17 protein-coding genes are annotated in these 14,927 nt (G+C 68.2%); 13 read left to right on the top strand and 4 right to left on the bottom strand.

The genetic code is table 11. From position 1 onward, the window contains the following. Positions 1-41: 41 nt before the first annotated feature. The 4 genes from JSQ98_RS14515 to glmM all read left to right on the top strand — a co-directional run bounded on the left by JSQ98_RS14515 (position 42) and on the right by glmM (position 3,414). Positions 42-935 (top strand): tRNA pseudouridine synthase A, encoded by an 894-nt coding sequence (locus tag JSQ98_RS14515; RefSeq protein ID WP_211650289.1) that lies wholly within the window; start codon positions 42-44, stop codon positions 933-935. A 152-nt stretch (positions 936-1,087) separates the two neighbouring features. After that, positions 1,088-1,534 carry a 50S ribosomal protein L13 gene (gene rplM, locus JSQ98_RS14520; RefSeq protein WP_010156429.1) on the top strand — a complete coding sequence of 149 codons (447 nt, stop codon included), beginning with the start codon at positions 1,088-1,090 and terminating at the stop codon, positions 1,532-1,534. 33 nt (positions 1,535-1,567) lie between these two features. After that, positions 1,568-2,047, top strand: coding sequence for a 30S ribosomal protein S9 (rpsI, locus tag JSQ98_RS14525; protein WP_090147138.1), 480 nt, complete (start codon positions 1,568-1,570; stop codon positions 2,045-2,047). Between the two features lie 17 nt (positions 2,048-2,064). Next, complete coding sequence (gene glmM / locus JSQ98_RS14530; protein WP_211650291.1) at positions 2,065-3,414, top strand: phosphoglucosamine mutase; 1,350 nt, start codon at positions 2,065-2,067, stop codon at positions 3,412-3,414. A 102-nt stretch (positions 3,415-3,516) separates the two neighbouring features. Here glmM and JSQ98_RS14535 read toward each other — a convergent pair whose 3' ends face one another. Together JSQ98_RS14535 and coaA are read right to left on the bottom strand one after the other, a co-directional pair. Next, positions 3,517-4,749 (bottom strand): coiled-coil domain-containing protein, encoded by a 1,233-nt coding sequence (locus JSQ98_RS14535; protein ID WP_211650293.1) that lies wholly within the window; start codon positions 4,747-4,749, stop codon positions 3,517-3,519. Between the two features lie 59 nt (positions 4,750-4,808). After that, positions 4,809-5,801: a type I pantothenate kinase gene (coaA, locus tag JSQ98_RS14540; RefSeq protein WP_200329800.1), complete on the bottom strand. Its 993-nt coding sequence runs from the start codon at positions 5,799-5,801 to the stop codon at positions 4,809-4,811. 32 nt (positions 5,802-5,833) lie between these two features. On the opposite strand from coaA, the gene glmS reads away from it, so the two are divergent. The 7 genes from glmS (at position 5,834) to JSQ98_RS14575 (ending at position 11,497) form a co-directional block, all read left to right on the top strand. Further along, positions 5,834-7,684 carry a glutamine--fructose-6-phosphate transaminase (isomerizing) gene (gene glmS / locus JSQ98_RS14545; protein ID WP_090147143.1) on the top strand — a complete coding sequence of 617 codons (1,851 nt, stop codon included), beginning with the start codon at positions 5,834-5,836 and terminating at the stop codon, positions 7,682-7,684. Between the two features lie 67 nt (positions 7,685-7,751). Further along, entirely contained in the window at positions 7,752-8,123 is a 372-nt protein-coding gene (locus tag JSQ98_RS14550; RefSeq protein ID WP_211650295.1) for a holo-ACP synthase, read from the top strand. Beyond that, complete coding sequence (tsaE, locus tag JSQ98_RS14555) at positions 8,120-8,677, top strand: tRNA (adenosine(37)-N6)-threonylcarbamoyltransferase complex ATPase subunit type 1 TsaE (protein ID WP_430413600.1); 558 nt, start codon at positions 8,120-8,122, stop codon at positions 8,675-8,677. Before JSQ98_RS14550 ends, tsaE begins: the two co-directional genes overlap by 4 nt. After that, complete coding sequence (gene tsaB / locus JSQ98_RS14560) at positions 8,674-9,318, top strand: tRNA (adenosine(37)-N6)-threonylcarbamoyltransferase complex dimerization subunit type 1 TsaB (RefSeq protein ID WP_200329796.1); 645 nt, start codon at positions 8,674-8,676, stop codon at positions 9,316-9,318. The genes tsaE and tsaB overlap by 4 nt, the downstream gene beginning before the upstream one ends. Beyond that, positions 9,315-9,833, top strand: coding sequence for a ribosomal protein S18-alanine N-acetyltransferase (gene rimI, locus JSQ98_RS14565; protein WP_249290844.1), 519 nt, complete (start codon positions 9,315-9,317; stop codon positions 9,831-9,833). Before tsaB ends, rimI begins: the two co-directional genes overlap by 4 nt. Then, positions 9,830-10,912, top strand: coding sequence for a tRNA (adenosine(37)-N6)-threonylcarbamoyltransferase complex transferase subunit TsaD (gene tsaD, locus JSQ98_RS14570; RefSeq protein WP_200329792.1), 1,083 nt, complete (start codon positions 9,830-9,832; stop codon positions 10,910-10,912). Before rimI ends, tsaD begins: the two co-directional genes overlap by 4 nt. Before the next feature lie 126 nt (positions 10,913-11,038). Further along, positions 11,039-11,497, top strand: coding sequence for a DUF4190 domain-containing protein (locus JSQ98_RS14575; RefSeq protein ID WP_211650297.1), 459 nt, complete (start codon positions 11,039-11,041; stop codon positions 11,495-11,497). A gap of 71 nt (positions 11,498-11,568) precedes the next feature. Here JSQ98_RS14575 and JSQ98_RS14580 read toward each other — a convergent pair whose 3' ends face one another. Beyond that, positions 11,569-12,846 carry a THUMP-like domain-containing protein gene (locus tag JSQ98_RS14580; protein WP_211650299.1) on the bottom strand — a complete coding sequence of 426 codons (1,278 nt, stop codon included), beginning with the start codon at positions 12,844-12,846 and terminating at the stop codon, positions 11,569-11,571. Position 12,847: 1 nt separating this feature from the next. Further along, on the bottom strand, positions 12,848-13,327 hold the full coding sequence (locus JSQ98_RS14585) for a DUF4190 domain-containing protein (protein WP_211650301.1): 480 nt from the start codon (positions 13,325-13,327) through the stop codon (positions 12,848-12,850). Positions 13,328-13,562: 235 nt separating this feature from the next. Here JSQ98_RS14585 and groES point away from each other — a divergent pair, with 235 nt between their 5' ends. Together groES and rarD are read left to right on the top strand one after the other, a co-directional pair. Then, positions 13,563-13,859, top strand: coding sequence for a co-chaperone GroES (gene groES, locus JSQ98_RS14590; protein ID WP_090147154.1), 297 nt, complete (start codon positions 13,563-13,565; stop codon positions 13,857-13,859). 90 nt (positions 13,860-13,949) lie between these two features. After that, on the top strand, positions 13,950-14,873 hold the full coding sequence (rarD, locus tag JSQ98_RS14595; protein ID WP_211650303.1) for an EamA family transporter RarD: 924 nt from the start codon (positions 13,950-13,952) through the stop codon (positions 14,871-14,873). The last annotated feature ends 54 nt before the right edge of the window (positions 14,874-14,927 follow it).

A 14,927-nucleotide genomic window follows, 5' to 3' on the forward strand; every position in this document is an offset into this window, starting at 1 on the left:
CGCCGTGACCGGCACTCTGAGGCATCTGGCAGGATCGATGCATGCACCACTCTGCTTCGGTACGCCTGCGGCTCGATCTCTCGTACGACGGCACCGATTTCTCGGGTTGGGCCGCACAGCCGGGCCTGCGCACCGTGCAGGGGAGCCTGGAGGGCGCCCTCGCAATGCTGCTGCGGGTCGACGACCCCGCCTCCGTGCGCCTCACCGTCGGCGGGCGCACCGATGCAGGAGTGCACGCGCGCGGCCAAGTGGCGCATCTGGACGTCACCCCTGCGCAACTCGAGAAATGGACCGCGCGGCGCCGACCTGAGGAACCGGCCTGGGAAGCCCCCGAGCTCGCCCGCCTTCGCGCGCGGAAGCTGACCGGGATCGTCAGCCGTGCAGCCCCGGACGTCGTCGTGCACGCGGCGCACGTCGTCCCCGCGGCCTTCGATGCCCGCTTCTCCGCGCTCAGGCGCAGGTACGAGTATCGACTCATCGGGGCTGGAATGCGGAAGGATCCTCTGGTCGCGCGGTACACGGCCGAGGTTCCACGCCCCCTCGACTTCGACGCCGTGCAACGCGCATCAGACGAGCTGCTCGGTCTCAACGACTTCACCACGTTCTGCAAAGCCCGCGAGGGGGCGACGGCCGTGCGCGACCTCCTGCGCTTCGAGTGGAGGCGCGCGGAAGACGGAGCGTACGCCGCTCGGATCGAGGCCGACGCATTCTGCCACTCGATGGTGCGTGCGCTCATCGGCGCGGTCGTCGCGGTCGGAAGCGGACGCATCGATCACGAGGAGCTCGTCGCGCTCCGCGATGCGCGCGCGCGGACGAGCCGCTTCACGGTGATGCCGGCACACGGGCTCTCGCTCGAGGAGATCGCGTATCCGCCGAACGATGCCCTCGAGGCGCGCGCCGCGGCGACACGAGCGCGCCGCAGCGCGATCGACTGAGCGGGCCTCGGCGTCCGTTCTGTGCTAGTGTTGATCTTTGGTGCGAAAGCACCCGATTTGTTGAGCCCTCCAGCCGCGCGCGCACCCCTCGGGGACCACGCACCGGAGTGGGATTCACGAACTCCTCCAATTCGACAGAAAGCAGCACACAAGTGACTCGCACGTATTCACCGAAGGCCGCCGAGCAGAAGCACGATTGGGTCGTCATCGACGCAGCCGACGTGGTGCTCGGTCGCCTCGCATCGCACGCAGCGGCTCTGCTCCGCGGCAAGCACAAGACCACCTTCGCGCCCCACATGGACATGGGCGACTACGTGGTCATCATCAACGCCGACAAGGTCGTGCTGACCGGGAACAAGGCGAAGAACAAGCGCGCCTACCGTCACTCGGGCTACCCGGGCGGTCTCCGTTCGGTCAGCTACACCGAGCTGCTCGAGAAGAACCCGGAGCGCGCGGTCGAGAAGGCCATCCGCGGCATGCTTCCGAAGAACTCGCTCGGCGCCGATCTGTTCCGCAAGCTGAAGGTGTACGCAGGTGCTGAGCACCCGCACGCTGCTCAGCAGCCCACCCCCTACACCTTCGGCCAGGTCGCGCAGTAATCGCGCCCCGAGACCTCAGAGAGAGAATTCACAGTGACTGAAGAGCAGACCGTGGCCACCGAGAGCTACACCACCGAGACGCCGGCCGGCCAGGCCGCCGTCGCGTCGCCCCGTCCCGCGCTCACCGTTCCCGGTGCAGCAGTGGGCCGCCGCAAGCAGGCCATCGCCCGCGTGCGCCTCATCCCCGGTTCGGGCACCTTCACGGTGAACGGACGCGAGTTCGCGGAGTACTTCCCGAACAAGCTGCACCAGCAGCTCATCACCGATCCGTTCACCGCTCTCGAGCTGAACGGCTCGTACGACATCATCGCTCGCATCGGCGGCGGCGGCCCCTCGGGCCAGGCTGGCGCGCTGCGTCTCGCCATCGCTCGTGCGCTGAACGAGATCGACGAAGAGCACAACCGCGCGACTCTGAAGAAGGCCGGCTTCCTGAGCCGCGATGCGCGCATCAAGGAGCGCAAGAAGGCCGGTCTCAAGAAGGCCCGCAAGGCGCCGCAGTACTCGAAGCGCTAAATCGAGGCTTCCAACACATGGGACGCCTATTTGGCACCGATGGGGTTCGAGGGCTGGCTGGCGTCGATGTGACTGCCGAGCTGGCCCTCAGCCTCGCTCGCGCTGCGGCTCTCGTTCTCGGGCGTTCTGCCCGGGGCGAGAGCCGTCGTGCTGTGGCCGTCGTTGCGCGCGATCCGCGCGTCTCCGGCGAGTTCATCTCCGCGGCAGTCTCTGCCGGTCTCGCTTCTGCGGGTGTCGACGTGCTCGACGCCGGCGTGATCCCGACTCCGGCGGCGGCCTATCTCGTGGCAGACACCGGCGCCGATTTCGGCGTCATGGTCTCGGCCTCGCACAATCCGGCAGCGGACAACGGGATCAAGTTCTTCGCCGAGGGCGGTCGCAAGCTCGCGGATGACGTCGAGGACGAGATCGAATCCGCGATGGACGGTCCGGTCGTGGCCGTCACCGGCCGGGAGGTCGGACGCATCCGCCGTTTCGCGGATGCGGAGGATCGGTACCTCGTGCATCTGCTCGGGACGCTCGAGGGTACGCGCCTCGACGGCGTTCACGTCGTGCTCGACTGCGCGCACGGCGCAGCCGCCGGCATCTCGCCCGACGTGTTCACCGATGCTGGGGCGCGCGTCACCGTCATCGGCAACGACCCCGATGGTTTCAACATCAACGACGGCGTGGGATCCACGCATCTCCAGCCGCTGGCCGCCGCGGTCATCGAGCACGGCGCCGATCTGGGGATCGCGCACGACGGCGATGCCGATCGCTGCCTGGCCGTGGACGCTGCCGGTGAGGTCGTCGACGGCGACATGATCATGGCGATCCTCGCACTGTCGATGGCGCGCCGCGGAAAGCTCGTCCGCAACACGCTCGTCGCCACAGTGATGTCGAACCTCGGCCTGAAGCTCGCGATGGCAGACAACGGCATCGACGTGGTCGAGACGGGCGTCGGCGACCGGTACGTGCTCGAGGCGATCAACGCCGAGGGGTATTCCCTCGGCGGGGAGCAGTCGGGTCACGTGATCATGAGCGATCACGCGACGACGGGCGACGGGATCCTGACCGGTCTGCACATCGCCGCAGAGGTCGTGCGCACCGGGAAGTCGCTTGCGGAGCTCGCCACCTGCATGACGGTGTACCCGCAGGTGCTCGTGAACGTTCGCGGAGTCGATCGCACCGGTGTGCACGGCGATGAGGTGCTGCAGCAGGCGGTGCGTCAGGCCGAGATCGCGCTCGCGGGCAACGGACGAGTGCTCCTTCGCCCCTCCGGCACCGAGCCGGTCGTCCGCGTGATGGTGGAAGCCGAGCATGCGGAGGATGCACAGCGACTCGCCAATGATCTCGCGGGCATCGTGCTCGAACGTCTCGCCGTCTGAAGCTTCGCACAACGCCGGCGCTCGACCCCTCCGGGGGTCGGGGCGCCGGCGTTTCTGCTGAGCGGGCCCCAGCGCTCCCTCGCAGCGCCGGTCGGAGCCGCGTCAGTACCAGTGCGGATCTCGCGCCTGCCAAGCGCCCCAGGCCGCGCACGGGCTCCCGTATGCCGCCTGGATGTAGGCGAGACCCCAGTCCACCTGCGTGTTGCCGTTCGTCCGCCAGTCGGGGCCAGCAGTGGCCATCTTCTCGGCAGGCAGAGACTGGGGGATGCCGTATGCGCCGCTGTAGGGGTTGAGCGCATCGGCGCGCCAGCCAGATTCCCCGTTCCAGAGCGGGACGAGGCAGGAGAACTGGTCGTCACCCCAACCGTAGGCGCCGAGCGACGAACGAGCGTGGGCCTGGGCGCCGGCCGGGTCGACGCCGACACCGCCGGCCGGATCGCCGCCGCCCGTGCCGGGATCGGTGCCCCCGGGTGACTCCGACCCGCCCGCAGGAGGCTCCGCCGGGGGGTTCGCAGTGCGGTCGCGCTCTTCCTGCTGGCGCGCCGCCTCCTCGCGCTGCCGCTCCTGCTCCGCGGCCTGCTCGGCCACCTGCAGGCCGATCTGATACTGACGCTCCGCCGCAGCCGTCGTACCGCGCAGGGCGGCCAACTGGGCGTACATCGTCTCGCTCCGCTCACCCGCGCGTGCGACTGCGGCGTCCGAATCCTGCTGCGCCCGGTCCGCCGATGCAGCGGCAGCCTCGGCCTCGTCGGCCAGACGCTCCCGCTCGCGTTTCGCGTCCGCAGCCTGGTCGTGGAGGGATGCCGCCGAATTGACCTCCGTCTTCGCACGTTCCGCGATGCCGTTCCAGGTGCCTGATACCTGAGACGACATGCTGAACTTCGCCATGAACTCCTCGGGATCGGACGCGGTCGCGAGCGCGCTCGCACTCGCGAGCCCCGTGCCGTTGGTGTACATCCAGGAGACCATTCGGCCGACCGCCTCATCATTGTCGCCGAACGACTGCTCGGCCTGCTCGATGCGCGATTGCAATGCCGCTTCACGGGCGACCGCTGCGTCGACCGCCTCGCGCGCCTCTCTCGCGCGGCCATGGGCACTCGCTGCAGCCGACGTCGCGGCTGTCGCTTCATCGCTGGACTGCTGCAGTGCACGCTGCAGACGCGCGTACTCGGCTTCGGCGGCGGCTTCGGAGTCCTGCGCCGCCCGCACCTCCGACCACGTGGGGTAGTCGCTCGCGCTGCCGTCGACGGCGATCGCCGGTATCGTTCCCGCGAGCACGAGCGAAGCGGCGAGCCCCGCGATCAGGGTGCCACGAATGGAACGATGATGACGCATAGCCTCCAGCGTAAACGATGCCCGGGCGCCGGAGCCTGCCGAGCCGCGAGGGGCTCCACCTACAATTTGCGCAGCAGCACCTTCTGCACGCGATGATCGGACTCCTTGCGGAGCACGAGACTCGCCCGCGCCCGCGTCGGCCTGATGTTCTCGACGAGGTTGGGCTCATTGATGTTGTTCCAGAACTCGTCGGCGATCGCGAGCGCCGCATCGTCATCGATGGTGGCGAAGCGCCGGAAGTGCGAGCTGGGGTCGGCGAAGGCGCTCTCCCGCAGTTTCAGGAACCGCTGCCGGTACCAGCGCTGAATATCGGAGGATCTGGCGTCCACGTACACGGAGAAGTCGAAGAGATCGCTGACGGCGAGCGGATGAGCCATCGATGCGGGCTGCAGCACGTTCAGTCCCTCGACGATCAGGATGTCGGGCCGGCGGACGACGGTGTACTCGCCGGGAACGATGTCGTAGACGATGTGGCTGTAGTGGGGCGCCCTGACCTCATCGACGCCGGCTTTCACCTGCGACACGAAGCGGAGCAGACTGCGCCGGTCGTAGGACTCCGGAAAACCCTTGCGGTGGGCGATGCCGCGTCGTTCGAGTTCTGCCGCGGGGTAGAGAAAGCCGTCGGTGGTGATGAGCTCCACCTGCGGCGTCTCAGGCCAGCGCGCCAGCAGATCCCGAAGGATCCTCGCCACAGTGGACTTGCCGACGGCGACCGACCCCGCGATGCCGATGACGAACGGGCTCTGGCGCTCCCCGCCGCGCTGCAAGAACCCCCGGGTGCGCTGATGCATCTCGCGCGCGGCGATCGCGTACTGGTTGATCAACCGGCTCAGCGGGCGGTACACCTGAGACACCTCCGCCATGTCGAGCGGTTCTCCGAGGCCGCGGAACGCTGCGATCTCGCCCTCGCTGAGCGGCATCGGAGTCTCTCCGGCCAACCGGGCCCACTCGTCGCGGCCGATCTCCGTGAACGGAGAAGTGAACTCGGGGCGGATGAGCGGGTGCGTGTCGGTCGTGACGGTTGCACCGGGAGGGGAGATGTTCTGGGTCATCGTGCATCAATGGTGCCACTAAACTAGGCCGCATGTGTGGAATCGTTGGATATGTCGGCCCGAACGACACGGTCGAGGTACTGCTGAACGGGCTTCGACGTCTGGAATACCGGGGCTATGACTCCGCCGGCGTGGCCGTCGTCGATACGAACGGATCGCTCTCCGTGCGGAAGCGCTCGGGCAAGCTCGCGCGCCTCGAGGACCTCCTCGAGGCGAGTCCCCTCGACGCCTCGGGCACCGGCATCGGCCACACTCGCTGGGCGACCCACGGCGGACCCACCGATGTGAATGCTCACCCGCATCTGGGCGACGAGGGCAAGCTCGCGGTGATCCACAACGGCATCGTCGAGAACTTCGCGCAGCTGCGCAGCGAAGTGGAGTCGGCGGGCGTTGAGCTGCTGAGCGAGACGGACACCGAGGTCGTCGCGGCGCTGCTCGGCCTCGAGGTCGCACGTCAGGGCGATCTGGAAACGGCTTTCCGCGCCGTGGTCGCACGCCTGCACGGCACGTTCACGCTGCTCGCGATGCACCGCGACGAGCCGGGCAAGGTTCTCGCGGCTCGCCATCACTCACCGCTCGTGATCGGCCTCGGCGATGGCGAGAACTTCCTCGGATCGGACGTCGCCGCCTTCGTGTCGTTCACCAAGCGCGCCGTCGCAGTCGAAGAAGACAGCATCGCGATCATCACGCCCGCCGAGGTGCGCGTGACCGACTTCTCCGGCAACACGGTCGAGTTCGAGGAGTTCGAGGTCGAGTGGGATGCTGACGCGTCCGACAAGGGCGGCTGGTCGTCGTTCATGGCGAAGGAGATCAACGAGCAGGCGGACGCCGTCGGCAACACGCTCCGGGGCCGCATCTCGAGCGCGGGGGTCGAGATTCCCGAGCTGACAGCGCTCGGCGACGACCGCCTGCGCGAGATCGACCGCATCATCATCATCGCCTGCGGCACCGCGTCGTATGCGGGGCACGTCGGTTCCTACGCCATCGAGCAGTGGGCGCGCGTTCCCGTCGAGGTGCAGCTTAGCCACGAGTTCCGGTACCGCGACCCGGTGCTCTCTGACCGCACGCTGGTCATCTCGGTCAGTCAGTCGGGCGAGACCATGGACACCCTGATGGCGGTCAAGTACGCCATCGAGCGCGGAGTCACGACGATCTCGGTCTGCAACACGCAGAGCGCGACCATTCCGCGCGAGTCGGACGCTGCGGTGTACACCCACGCCGGCCCCGAGGTCGCGGTCGCTTCGACCAAGGCGTTCGTCGCCCAGATCACTGCGATCTACCTCATCGGATTGCATCTCGCGCGTGTTCGCGGAACGTTCTCCGCTGAGGAGCAGACGCGAGCCGTCGAGCAGTTCGAGGCGCTGCCCGCGAAGGTGGCGGAGGCGATCGAGACACGCGACCAGATCGCACAGCTCGCGCACTGGATGGCGGACACGCGGTCCGTGCTCTTCCTCGGCCGTCACGTCGGGTACCCGATCGCACTCGAAGGCGCCTTGAAGCTCAAGGAGATCGCCTACATCCACGCGGAGGGCTTCGCCGCCGGGGAGCTCAAGCACGGCCCGATCGCGTTGATCGATCATGGTCAGCCGGTGTTCGTGCTGGTTCCCAGCCCGCGGACGTCGCCGATCATGCACTCGAAGGTCGTCTCGAACATTCAGGAGATCCGCGCCCGTGGCGCACGGGTCATCGCCGTGGTCGAGAAGGGCGATACCGCAGTGCTGCCCTACGCTGACGACGTCGTGCGGTTGCCGCTGGCCGACACCCTCTTCGAGCCGCTCCTGCAGGTCATTCCGCTGCAGTGGTTCGCTCTCGAGCTCTCGACCGCGAAGGGGCTCGACGTAGACCAGCCGCGCAACCTCGCCAAGTCGGTCACGGTCGAGTAGACGATCGGACGAGCAGGGCGAAGCAGGGGGCGCCGGGGCCGGAGAGCTTCGACGTGTGAGGAGCGTGATGATACTCGGAATCGGCGTCGACACCGTCGAGATCGCTCGGTTCGAGCGCACCATCGAACGTACGCCGCGGCTGCTTGCGCGCCTCTTCACCGGGGCTGAGCGCGGCCGACCCGTGCGCTCGCTCGCGGCACGGTTCGCCGCGAAGGAGGCGCTCATCAAGGCGCTGGGCGGCTCCGATGGTCTGGGGTGGCATGACATGGAGATCGAGCGCACGGACGACCGCGCGCCTGCATTCGTGCGAACGGGCCCGCTGCTCGCCGTGCTCGAACGCAGGCGCGCCGCACTGCCGCACGTGTCGATGACGCACGACGGGGGATTCGCGACGGCGTTCGTCGTCGTCGAAGAGCGGACGACGGGAGCGACGCGGTGACGGTCGAGAAGAGCGTCGAGGAACTGCATCACGTCTCCGATCCCGACGCCATGGGAGCGCTCGGCGCGCGACTCGGACGGGTGCTGCGCGCAGGCGATCTGGTGATCCTCACCGGCCCGCTCGGCGCGGGCAAGACGACATTGACCCGTGGAATCGGCGAAGGGCTCGGAGTACGCGGTCCCGTGCAGAGCCCGACCTTCGTGCTCGCGAGAACGCACCCCTCGCTCGTCGGGGGTGCGCCGCTCGTGCACGTCGATGCGTATCGGCTCGACGGTCCCGATGAGCTCGACGACCTCGACCTCGACTTCGAAGGATCCGTTGTGGTCGCGGAGTGGGGCGTCGGCATCGTCGAGACCAGAACGGACTGGATCGAGATCGTGATCGAGCGCCCGGTCGGGGCCGACGATCCGGATCCCGTGTTCGACGGCAATGCCCCGCAGGCGGGGAAGGGTGCCGATGCTGAGATGGAAGACTGGTCGCAGACGCTGATCGAACCGCGTCGGATCACCGTCAACGGGTACGGTCCGCGCTGGGCCGGAGGAGTGCTGGGATGAACGTGAACGCGCCGGAGCTCGGGGAGCACGTGCTGCTCGCGATCGATACCGCCATCGGTACGACCGTCGCACTCGGAGCGAGCGGTCGCATCCGCGTGGCGGTGAGCGATGACCCCAGGGGGCACGCCGAGGCCATCGGCCGACTGCTCGATGAGGTGTTCCGCGCGACCGGCACGCATCCTGCCCGGGTGACGGGAGTCGTCGCGGGAATCGGGCCGGGCCCGTTCACGGGACTCAGGGTGGGCATCGCCGCCGCTCACGCATTCGCGCTGGGGCGAGGCGTCCCGCTGCTCCCCGTGCAGGGCCACGCCGCAGTCGCGCTCGACGCGTTCGAACAGGGCGCTGCCGAGCACCTGCGCGTGGTGCAGGACGCGCGCAGGCGAGAGCTCTTCGTGACGGAGTTCTCCGCGCTCGACGAGGCCGGACTGCCCGTCGCCACCGCAGGTCCGTCTCTGCTGACCCGTGCCGAATACGTCGAGCGTCCGGGCGACATCTGGCCCGAGCGCATTCCAGCAGCCTCGCTCGTCCGGGTGGCGGCCCGCCGCCTCGCGTCGAACCGTCCGTTCGACGACGACCGTGCGCTCTATCTCCGGGCCCCCGATGTCGCGCAACCGTCTGCGCCGAAGCGGGTCTCGACTTGAGCGCCCTCGATACGAGCCCGGCGGACGCCGGCCCAGTGCTGCGCAGCGCGACTCTGGACGACCTCGACGCCGTCTGGTCGCTCGAGACATCCGTGTTCGGCGCCGAAGCCTGGAGCCGCTCGATGATGCGCGAAGAGCTCGTCGGGGACCACCGCGACTACCGTGTGCTCGTCGACGCGCGCGGTCGGGTGCTGGGGTACGCCGGCATGCTGGCGCTCGGAGCGGAAGCGGATATTCAGACCATCGCCGTGCATCCGGACGCGCGCGGGACCGGGCAGGGCCGTCGTCTCATCGATGCGCTGCTCGACGGGGCCGAAGCGCGCGGGGTGAACGAGGTGTTTCTGGAGGTGCGCGCCGACAACCCGGTGGCGCAGAAGCTCTACGAGAGCCTCGGATTCGAAGGGATCGGCACGCGACCGCGGTACTACCAACCCGAAGGCGTCGATGCCATTGTGATGCGGCTCGCGATGGGCGGGCGCACTCGGAGCGGACGGGCGATGGAGGATCAGGCATGACGAGCACGGACCCGCTCGTTCTCGGCATCGAGACGAGTTGCGATGAGACCGGTGTGGGCATCGTGCGCGGGCGCACGCTGCTCGCCAACGCGATCGCCTCGTCCATGGACGAGCACGCGAGATACGGCGGCGTCGTTCCGGAGGTCGCTGCGCGAGCGCACCTCGAAGCGATGACCCCGACGATCGAGCGCGCCCTGACGGATGCCGGCGTTGCGCTCGAAGAGCTCGACGCCATCGCGGTCACCTCGGGCCCGGGGCTCGCGGGCGCCCTGATGGTGGGAGTCTCAGCTGCGAAAGCTCTGGCGGTGGCGCTCGACAAGCCGCTGTACGCGGTGAACCACCTCGTCGGCCACGTCGGCGCCGACCTGCTGCACGGCGACGGACTGCGCGGAGCCGTGGGCGCCGTCGGCGAGCTCGAGCTTCCGACGATCGCCCTGCTCGTCTCCGGGGGCCACACCTCGCTGCTGCTCGTGCGCGATCTCGTGTCCGACGTCGAGATGCTCGGCGAGACGATCGACGATGCCGCAGGTGAGGCGTTCGACAAGGTCGCACGCCTGCTCGGTCTGCCGTACCCGGGAGGCCCCGAGATCGACCGGGTCGCTGCGACGGGTGATCCCCACGCGATTCGCTTCCCGCGCGGCCTCACGCTGCCGAAGGATCTGGAGCGCCACCGCTACGATTTCTCGTTCTCGGGACTGAAGACATCGGTCGCGCGATGGGTCGAGAAGCGCGTGGCGGCCGGGGAATCGGTGCCGGTGGCGGACGTGGCGGCGAGTTTCCGGGAGGCCGTCGCCGACGTGCTGCTGACGAAGGCGGTCGCGGCCTGCCGCGACCTCGGGGTGCCGCGCCTCTTGCTCGGCGGGGGTGTCGTCGCCAACGCGCGCGTCCGCGAGCTGGCGACGGAGCGAGCGGCGACGGCCGGGATCGAACTGCGCGTTCCGCCGTTGTCGCTCTGCACCGACAACGGCGCGATGATCGCCTCCCTCGGCGCTCAGCTCGTAGCCGGCGGGCACGAGCCGTCCGGGCTCTCCTTCGGAGCCGACTCGACGCTCCCGGTGCAGCAGGTGCAGGTGCTCTGACGGAGAAGCCGCCTGTCAAGGCCGCTTCAGGTCCGGGAGAAAACTCGCCATTCGCTGAAGCTGAACGTTATCTTTGAAGGAAGAATGGGGGAATGCGCCTCATCGACGTTTGATCGAAGGAGAATCATGTCCGACAATCTGCCAGGCAACGACCGCAATTCGAACCCGGTTCCGCCCCCGCCCGCGCCGTCCGGCACCCCGAACGCGCACACTCCGAACGCGCACACCGCGCCGAGCGCTCCGGCGTACGACCCCGCAGCGACGAACCCCGGCGCTCCGGCATACTCGGGCGGTCCTGCTCAGCCGAAGGGGCTCGCGCTCTCGACGATGATCGTGGGCATCGTGAGCCTCCTGATCTCGTGGCCGGTGAGCATCGTCGGCATCATCGGCGGCGTGGTCGCGCTGGTGCTCGGCATCGTGGCGCGGAAGAAGGGGCAGCCGAAGGGGATGGCCCTCACCGGCATCATCACCGGCGCCCTCGCCATCGTCATCTCGATCATCGCGATGATCGTCGTTGCGCTCGTCATCGGCGCCGCGCTGAACGACCCGAACCTGCAGCAGCAGTTGGAGCAGCTGGACCAGTAACGAGTCCGCTGCATGTGCGAAGGCCCGGGGCGCATCCGCCTCGGGCCTTCCGTGCGTTGCACAGGATGCGATCAGCAGCGCTCCGCGAGGAGCGCGCAGTGCTTTCCGGTCTCATCGCGCGTGAGCAGCAGGGTGGCGTGCTCCGCTCCGCGCAGGCGCAGTCGCGCGCGCAAGGCCGCGGGATCGACGTCGGCGCCGCGCTTCTTGATCTCGAGCGTGCCGATGCCCCGCGCGGCGAGCGCCCTTCGCAGAGCCTTCTCCTTGACGGGCAGCCGTTCGAGCAGGCGGAAGGTCTGCGCGAACGGCGTTGCGATCAGTTCGTCTCCGGTGAGGTACGCGATGCCGGCGCTCATCATGCCAGCACCCAGATGCTCTGCAAGCGCACCGATGAGACGCGCGCGAATCACGGCCCCATCGGGCTCGTAGAGATACTCGCCCATCGAACGGACGTCGACATCGGGAGCATCGCCAGACGCCGTCATCTCGTGAATCGCGCCGCCCCGGTGCACCAGTGCCGCGCGAGCGATTCCTGGTCTCGCGAGCGCGCCGAACCAGAGCGCGGTCTCGACGACATGCCCGTCGACGGAGACCCACTGGGCCTCTGCCTCTCCTGGAATGAGGTCTCGATCGAGCCCCGGACCCAGCTTGACGCCCGTCGGCATCCGAGATCCGATGCCGAAGGCGAAATCGAGCGACGGCGAATAGTCGTCGGGGGAGGAGAGGCGGCGGGTCTCGCGGTGTCCAGCGGTGCGCCGCGCGGGATCGAGGAACGCTCCGTCGATTCCCGAGAGGTCGACATCGACGGCGTCAGCCGTGCGCACGCGAGGGGCGCGGCTCCCGCGCCGGGCGGCGACGGTCGCGAGGTTGTGCTCGGCGAGTCGAGCGGTGAACCCATCCAGTTCCACAGCCTCGGGAGCGATGCCCTGCTCGAGCATCGCGATCGATTCCGTGCCGATGCCGCAGCCGAGGTCGGCCACCCGTTCGCACCCGGCGTCGCTGAACCGGGCCGCATGTCCGCGCGACACCGAGATCCTGCTCGCCTGCTCCAGCCCAGCCGGAGTGAACAGCAGTTCGCTCGCGAGGGGACCGAACTTCGCACGCGCCCGTTCGCGCAACTGCGCCTGCGTGAGGAGGGCAGCTGCTTCCTCGGGCGCTCGCCCGAGCGTCCTCAGGCGGCGATTGACCGCATCCGGTGCGGCGCCGCTCTCGAGTTCGAGGGTCGCCTCGGCGAGAGCGGCGAGACCCTGATCGGTGAGGAGGAACTCCCAACCGGGCGGGGGCTCGACGAATGGGGGCGGCCCCGGAGCCACGCTCCGAGGCCGCCCCGATGCGCTCGGCGCATCAGTCATGTCAGTACGAGGAGTAGGAATCGAAACCTGACAGCGAGCTTCCCAGAGCCGCGAAGATGGTGAAGAGGAAGCCGATGTACACGACGATGAAGAGTGCGAGCAGCACGAAGTAGGCGTAGCTGATGATGAGCCCGGTCAGCGCGATGCCGCGGCCTGAATCACCCGTGCGCTTGATCTGGCTGAGCCCCATGTGCCCGAAGACGATTCCGGCGACGGGGCTCAGGAATGCGAAGATGATCGAGAGGAACGCGAACGTGTTCGTCTTGTCGAGGGTGGTCCCCGTCGGGATGGGCGCCGTCGACCGCGATCCGTACCCCTGCGAGCCGTACGCCTGCGAGCTGTAGCTCTGCGGCGGCTGGTACGAGGGGGGCTGCGGAGCGCTCGTCTGGGGCGGGGTCTGGCCCTGCTGGCCCGGGGTCGCATCTTGGTCCAGGTGCGGCAGGGGAGTGGTGGGCTGCTCGGGGTACTGAGGCGTGGACATTGCTCCTCCATCGGTTGGCGTCGAATCAAGCGGGTGCGAGCCGCGGACCCGCTGGCGATGCCAGTCCAGGGCGTGATTCCATTCTAGGCACGGCGCACTGTTCGCTGTCGGCGATTCCGTGCCGCGACGCTGGCACTCCCCTTGCACGAGTGCCAACGGGAGCCATAGACTCTGGGTAGACGCGCTCGCATGGGGCGGGCGCGGAAACACTTCAGACATTGGAAAGAGGTCAACCGTGTCGGTCGCCATCAAGCCGCTCGAGGATCGTATCGTTATCAAGCAGGTCGAGGCAGAGCAGACCACCGCTTCCGGTCTCGTGATCCCCGATAGCGCCAAGGAAAAGCCCCAGGAGGGCGAAGTTGTCGCGGTGGGTCCCGGTCGGGTCTCCGACTCGGGCACCCGTATCCCGCTCGACGTCGCCACCGGCGACATCGTGATCTACTCGAAGTTCGGCGGCACCGAGGTCAAGGTCGGCGGTGAGGACTACCTCGTCCTCTCCGCTCGCGACATCCTCGCCGTCGTCACCCGCTAACAGCGGCGCTTCCGCAGCGGCCCCGCCGATCCTCCGGGATCGGCGGGGCCGCTGTCGTACCCGGGGGTGCGTCGGGAGTAGACTGCTTCGATGCAGCGGACACGTGCGGGACTCGGATTCGGTCTCGGCGCATATCTCTGGTGGGGCGCGTTCCCCTTCTACTTCGGACTCATCGCGATGGTCGGCCCCCTCGAGGTCGTGCCCTGGCGGGTCGCGACCACGCTGGTCTTCTGCGTACTGCTCGTCACCGTCACACGGCGGTGGCAGCGAGTCGCGGTGATCCTGCGCACTCCCAGACTGCTCGGATGGTTCGCGCTCTCCGCGCTCTTCCTGTATGCGAACTGGCAGATCTTCATCATCGGCGTCATGACCGGCCATGTGCTCGAGACGTCGCTCGGCTACTTCATCAATCCGCTGTTCACCATTCTCATCGGAGTCGTGTTCCGCAAGGAGCGCCTCAGCCGCCTGCAGTGGATCGCGGTGATCATCGCGGGCGTCAGCGTGCTGATCGCCGCAATCGCGTACGGCTCCTTCCCATGGATCGCCCTCGGCATCGCGCTCTCCTTCGGTCTCTACGGGGCCGTGCACAAGCACGCGGGCGAAACGGTGGACGGCATCACCGGGCTCACGATCGAGACCTTCGCCACCCTTCCGGTCGCCGCGGTGCAGCTCGGCCTGATCGCGGCGACCTCCGGGTTGACGGCCTTCACGTTCGGCACCGGCATCACCACGCTGGTGCTGTTCAGCGGCATCGTGACCGCCATCCCGCTGATCCTGTTCGGCGAAGCCACCCGACGACTGCCGCTCGCGCACATCGGATTCCTGCAGTTCCTGACGCCGATCCTCGGATTCTTCTACGGTGCATTCGTCACGCAGGAGGAGATCACGACAGGACGCTGGATCGGCTTCATCGGCGTCTGGATCGCGCTCGTGATCCTGATCGTCGACATGGTGCTGCAACTCCGGCGTTCGCCGACGGCGCAGGTCAACACGGCCCCGATTCCCCTAGACTGAGAGACGGTACGGGCGCCGCATCCCGGTCGCCCGCGAATCTCTGAGAGCCCCACC

This window comes from Leucobacter manosquensis, assembly GCF_018304845.1.
Taxonomy (GTDB): Bacteria; Actinomycetota; Actinomycetes; order Actinomycetales; family Microbacteriaceae; genus Leucobacter; species Leucobacter alluvii.

Bases quoted from the DNA above. Each gene is read 5' to 3' on its own strand.
- JSQ98_RS14515 (WP_211650289.1), top strand. From the start codon at position 42: ATGCACCACTCTGCTTCGGTACGCCTGCGGCTCGATCTCTCGTACGAC.
- glmM (WP_211650291.1), top strand. From the start codon at position 2,065: ATGGGACGCCTATTTGGCACCGATGGGGTTCGAGGGCTGGCTGGCGTC.
- JSQ98_RS14535 (WP_211650293.1), bottom strand. From the start codon at position 4,749: ATGCGTCATCATCGTTCCATTCGTGGCACCCTGATCGCGGGGCTCGCC.
- coaA (WP_200329800.1), bottom strand. From the start codon at position 5,801: ATGACCCAGAACATCTCCCCTCCCGGTGCAACCGTCACGACCGACACG.
- glmS (WP_090147143.1), top strand. From the start codon at position 5,834: ATGTGTGGAATCGTTGGATATGTCGGCCCGAACGACACGGTCGAGGTA.
- JSQ98_RS14550 (WP_211650295.1), top strand. From the start codon at position 7,752: ATGATACTCGGAATCGGCGTCGACACCGTCGAGATCGCTCGGTTCGAG.
- tsaB (WP_200329796.1), top strand. From the start codon at position 8,674: ATGAACGTGAACGCGCCGGAGCTCGGGGAGCACGTGCTGCTCGCGATC.
- tsaD (WP_200329792.1), top strand. From the start codon at position 9,830: ATGACGAGCACGGACCCGCTCGTTCTCGGCATCGAGACGAGTTGCGAT.
- JSQ98_RS14575 (WP_211650297.1), top strand. From the start codon at position 11,039: ATGTCCGACAATCTGCCAGGCAACGACCGCAATTCGAACCCGGTTCCG.
- JSQ98_RS14580 (WP_211650299.1), bottom strand. From the start codon at position 12,846: ATGACTGATGCGCCGAGCGCATCGGGGCGGCCTCGGAGCGTGGCTCCG.
- JSQ98_RS14585 (WP_211650301.1), bottom strand. From the start codon at position 13,327: ATGTCCACGCCTCAGTACCCCGAGCAGCCCACCACTCCCCTGCCGCAC.
- rarD (WP_211650303.1), top strand. From the start codon at position 13,950: ATGCAGCGGACACGTGCGGGACTCGGATTCGGTCTCGGCGCATATCTC.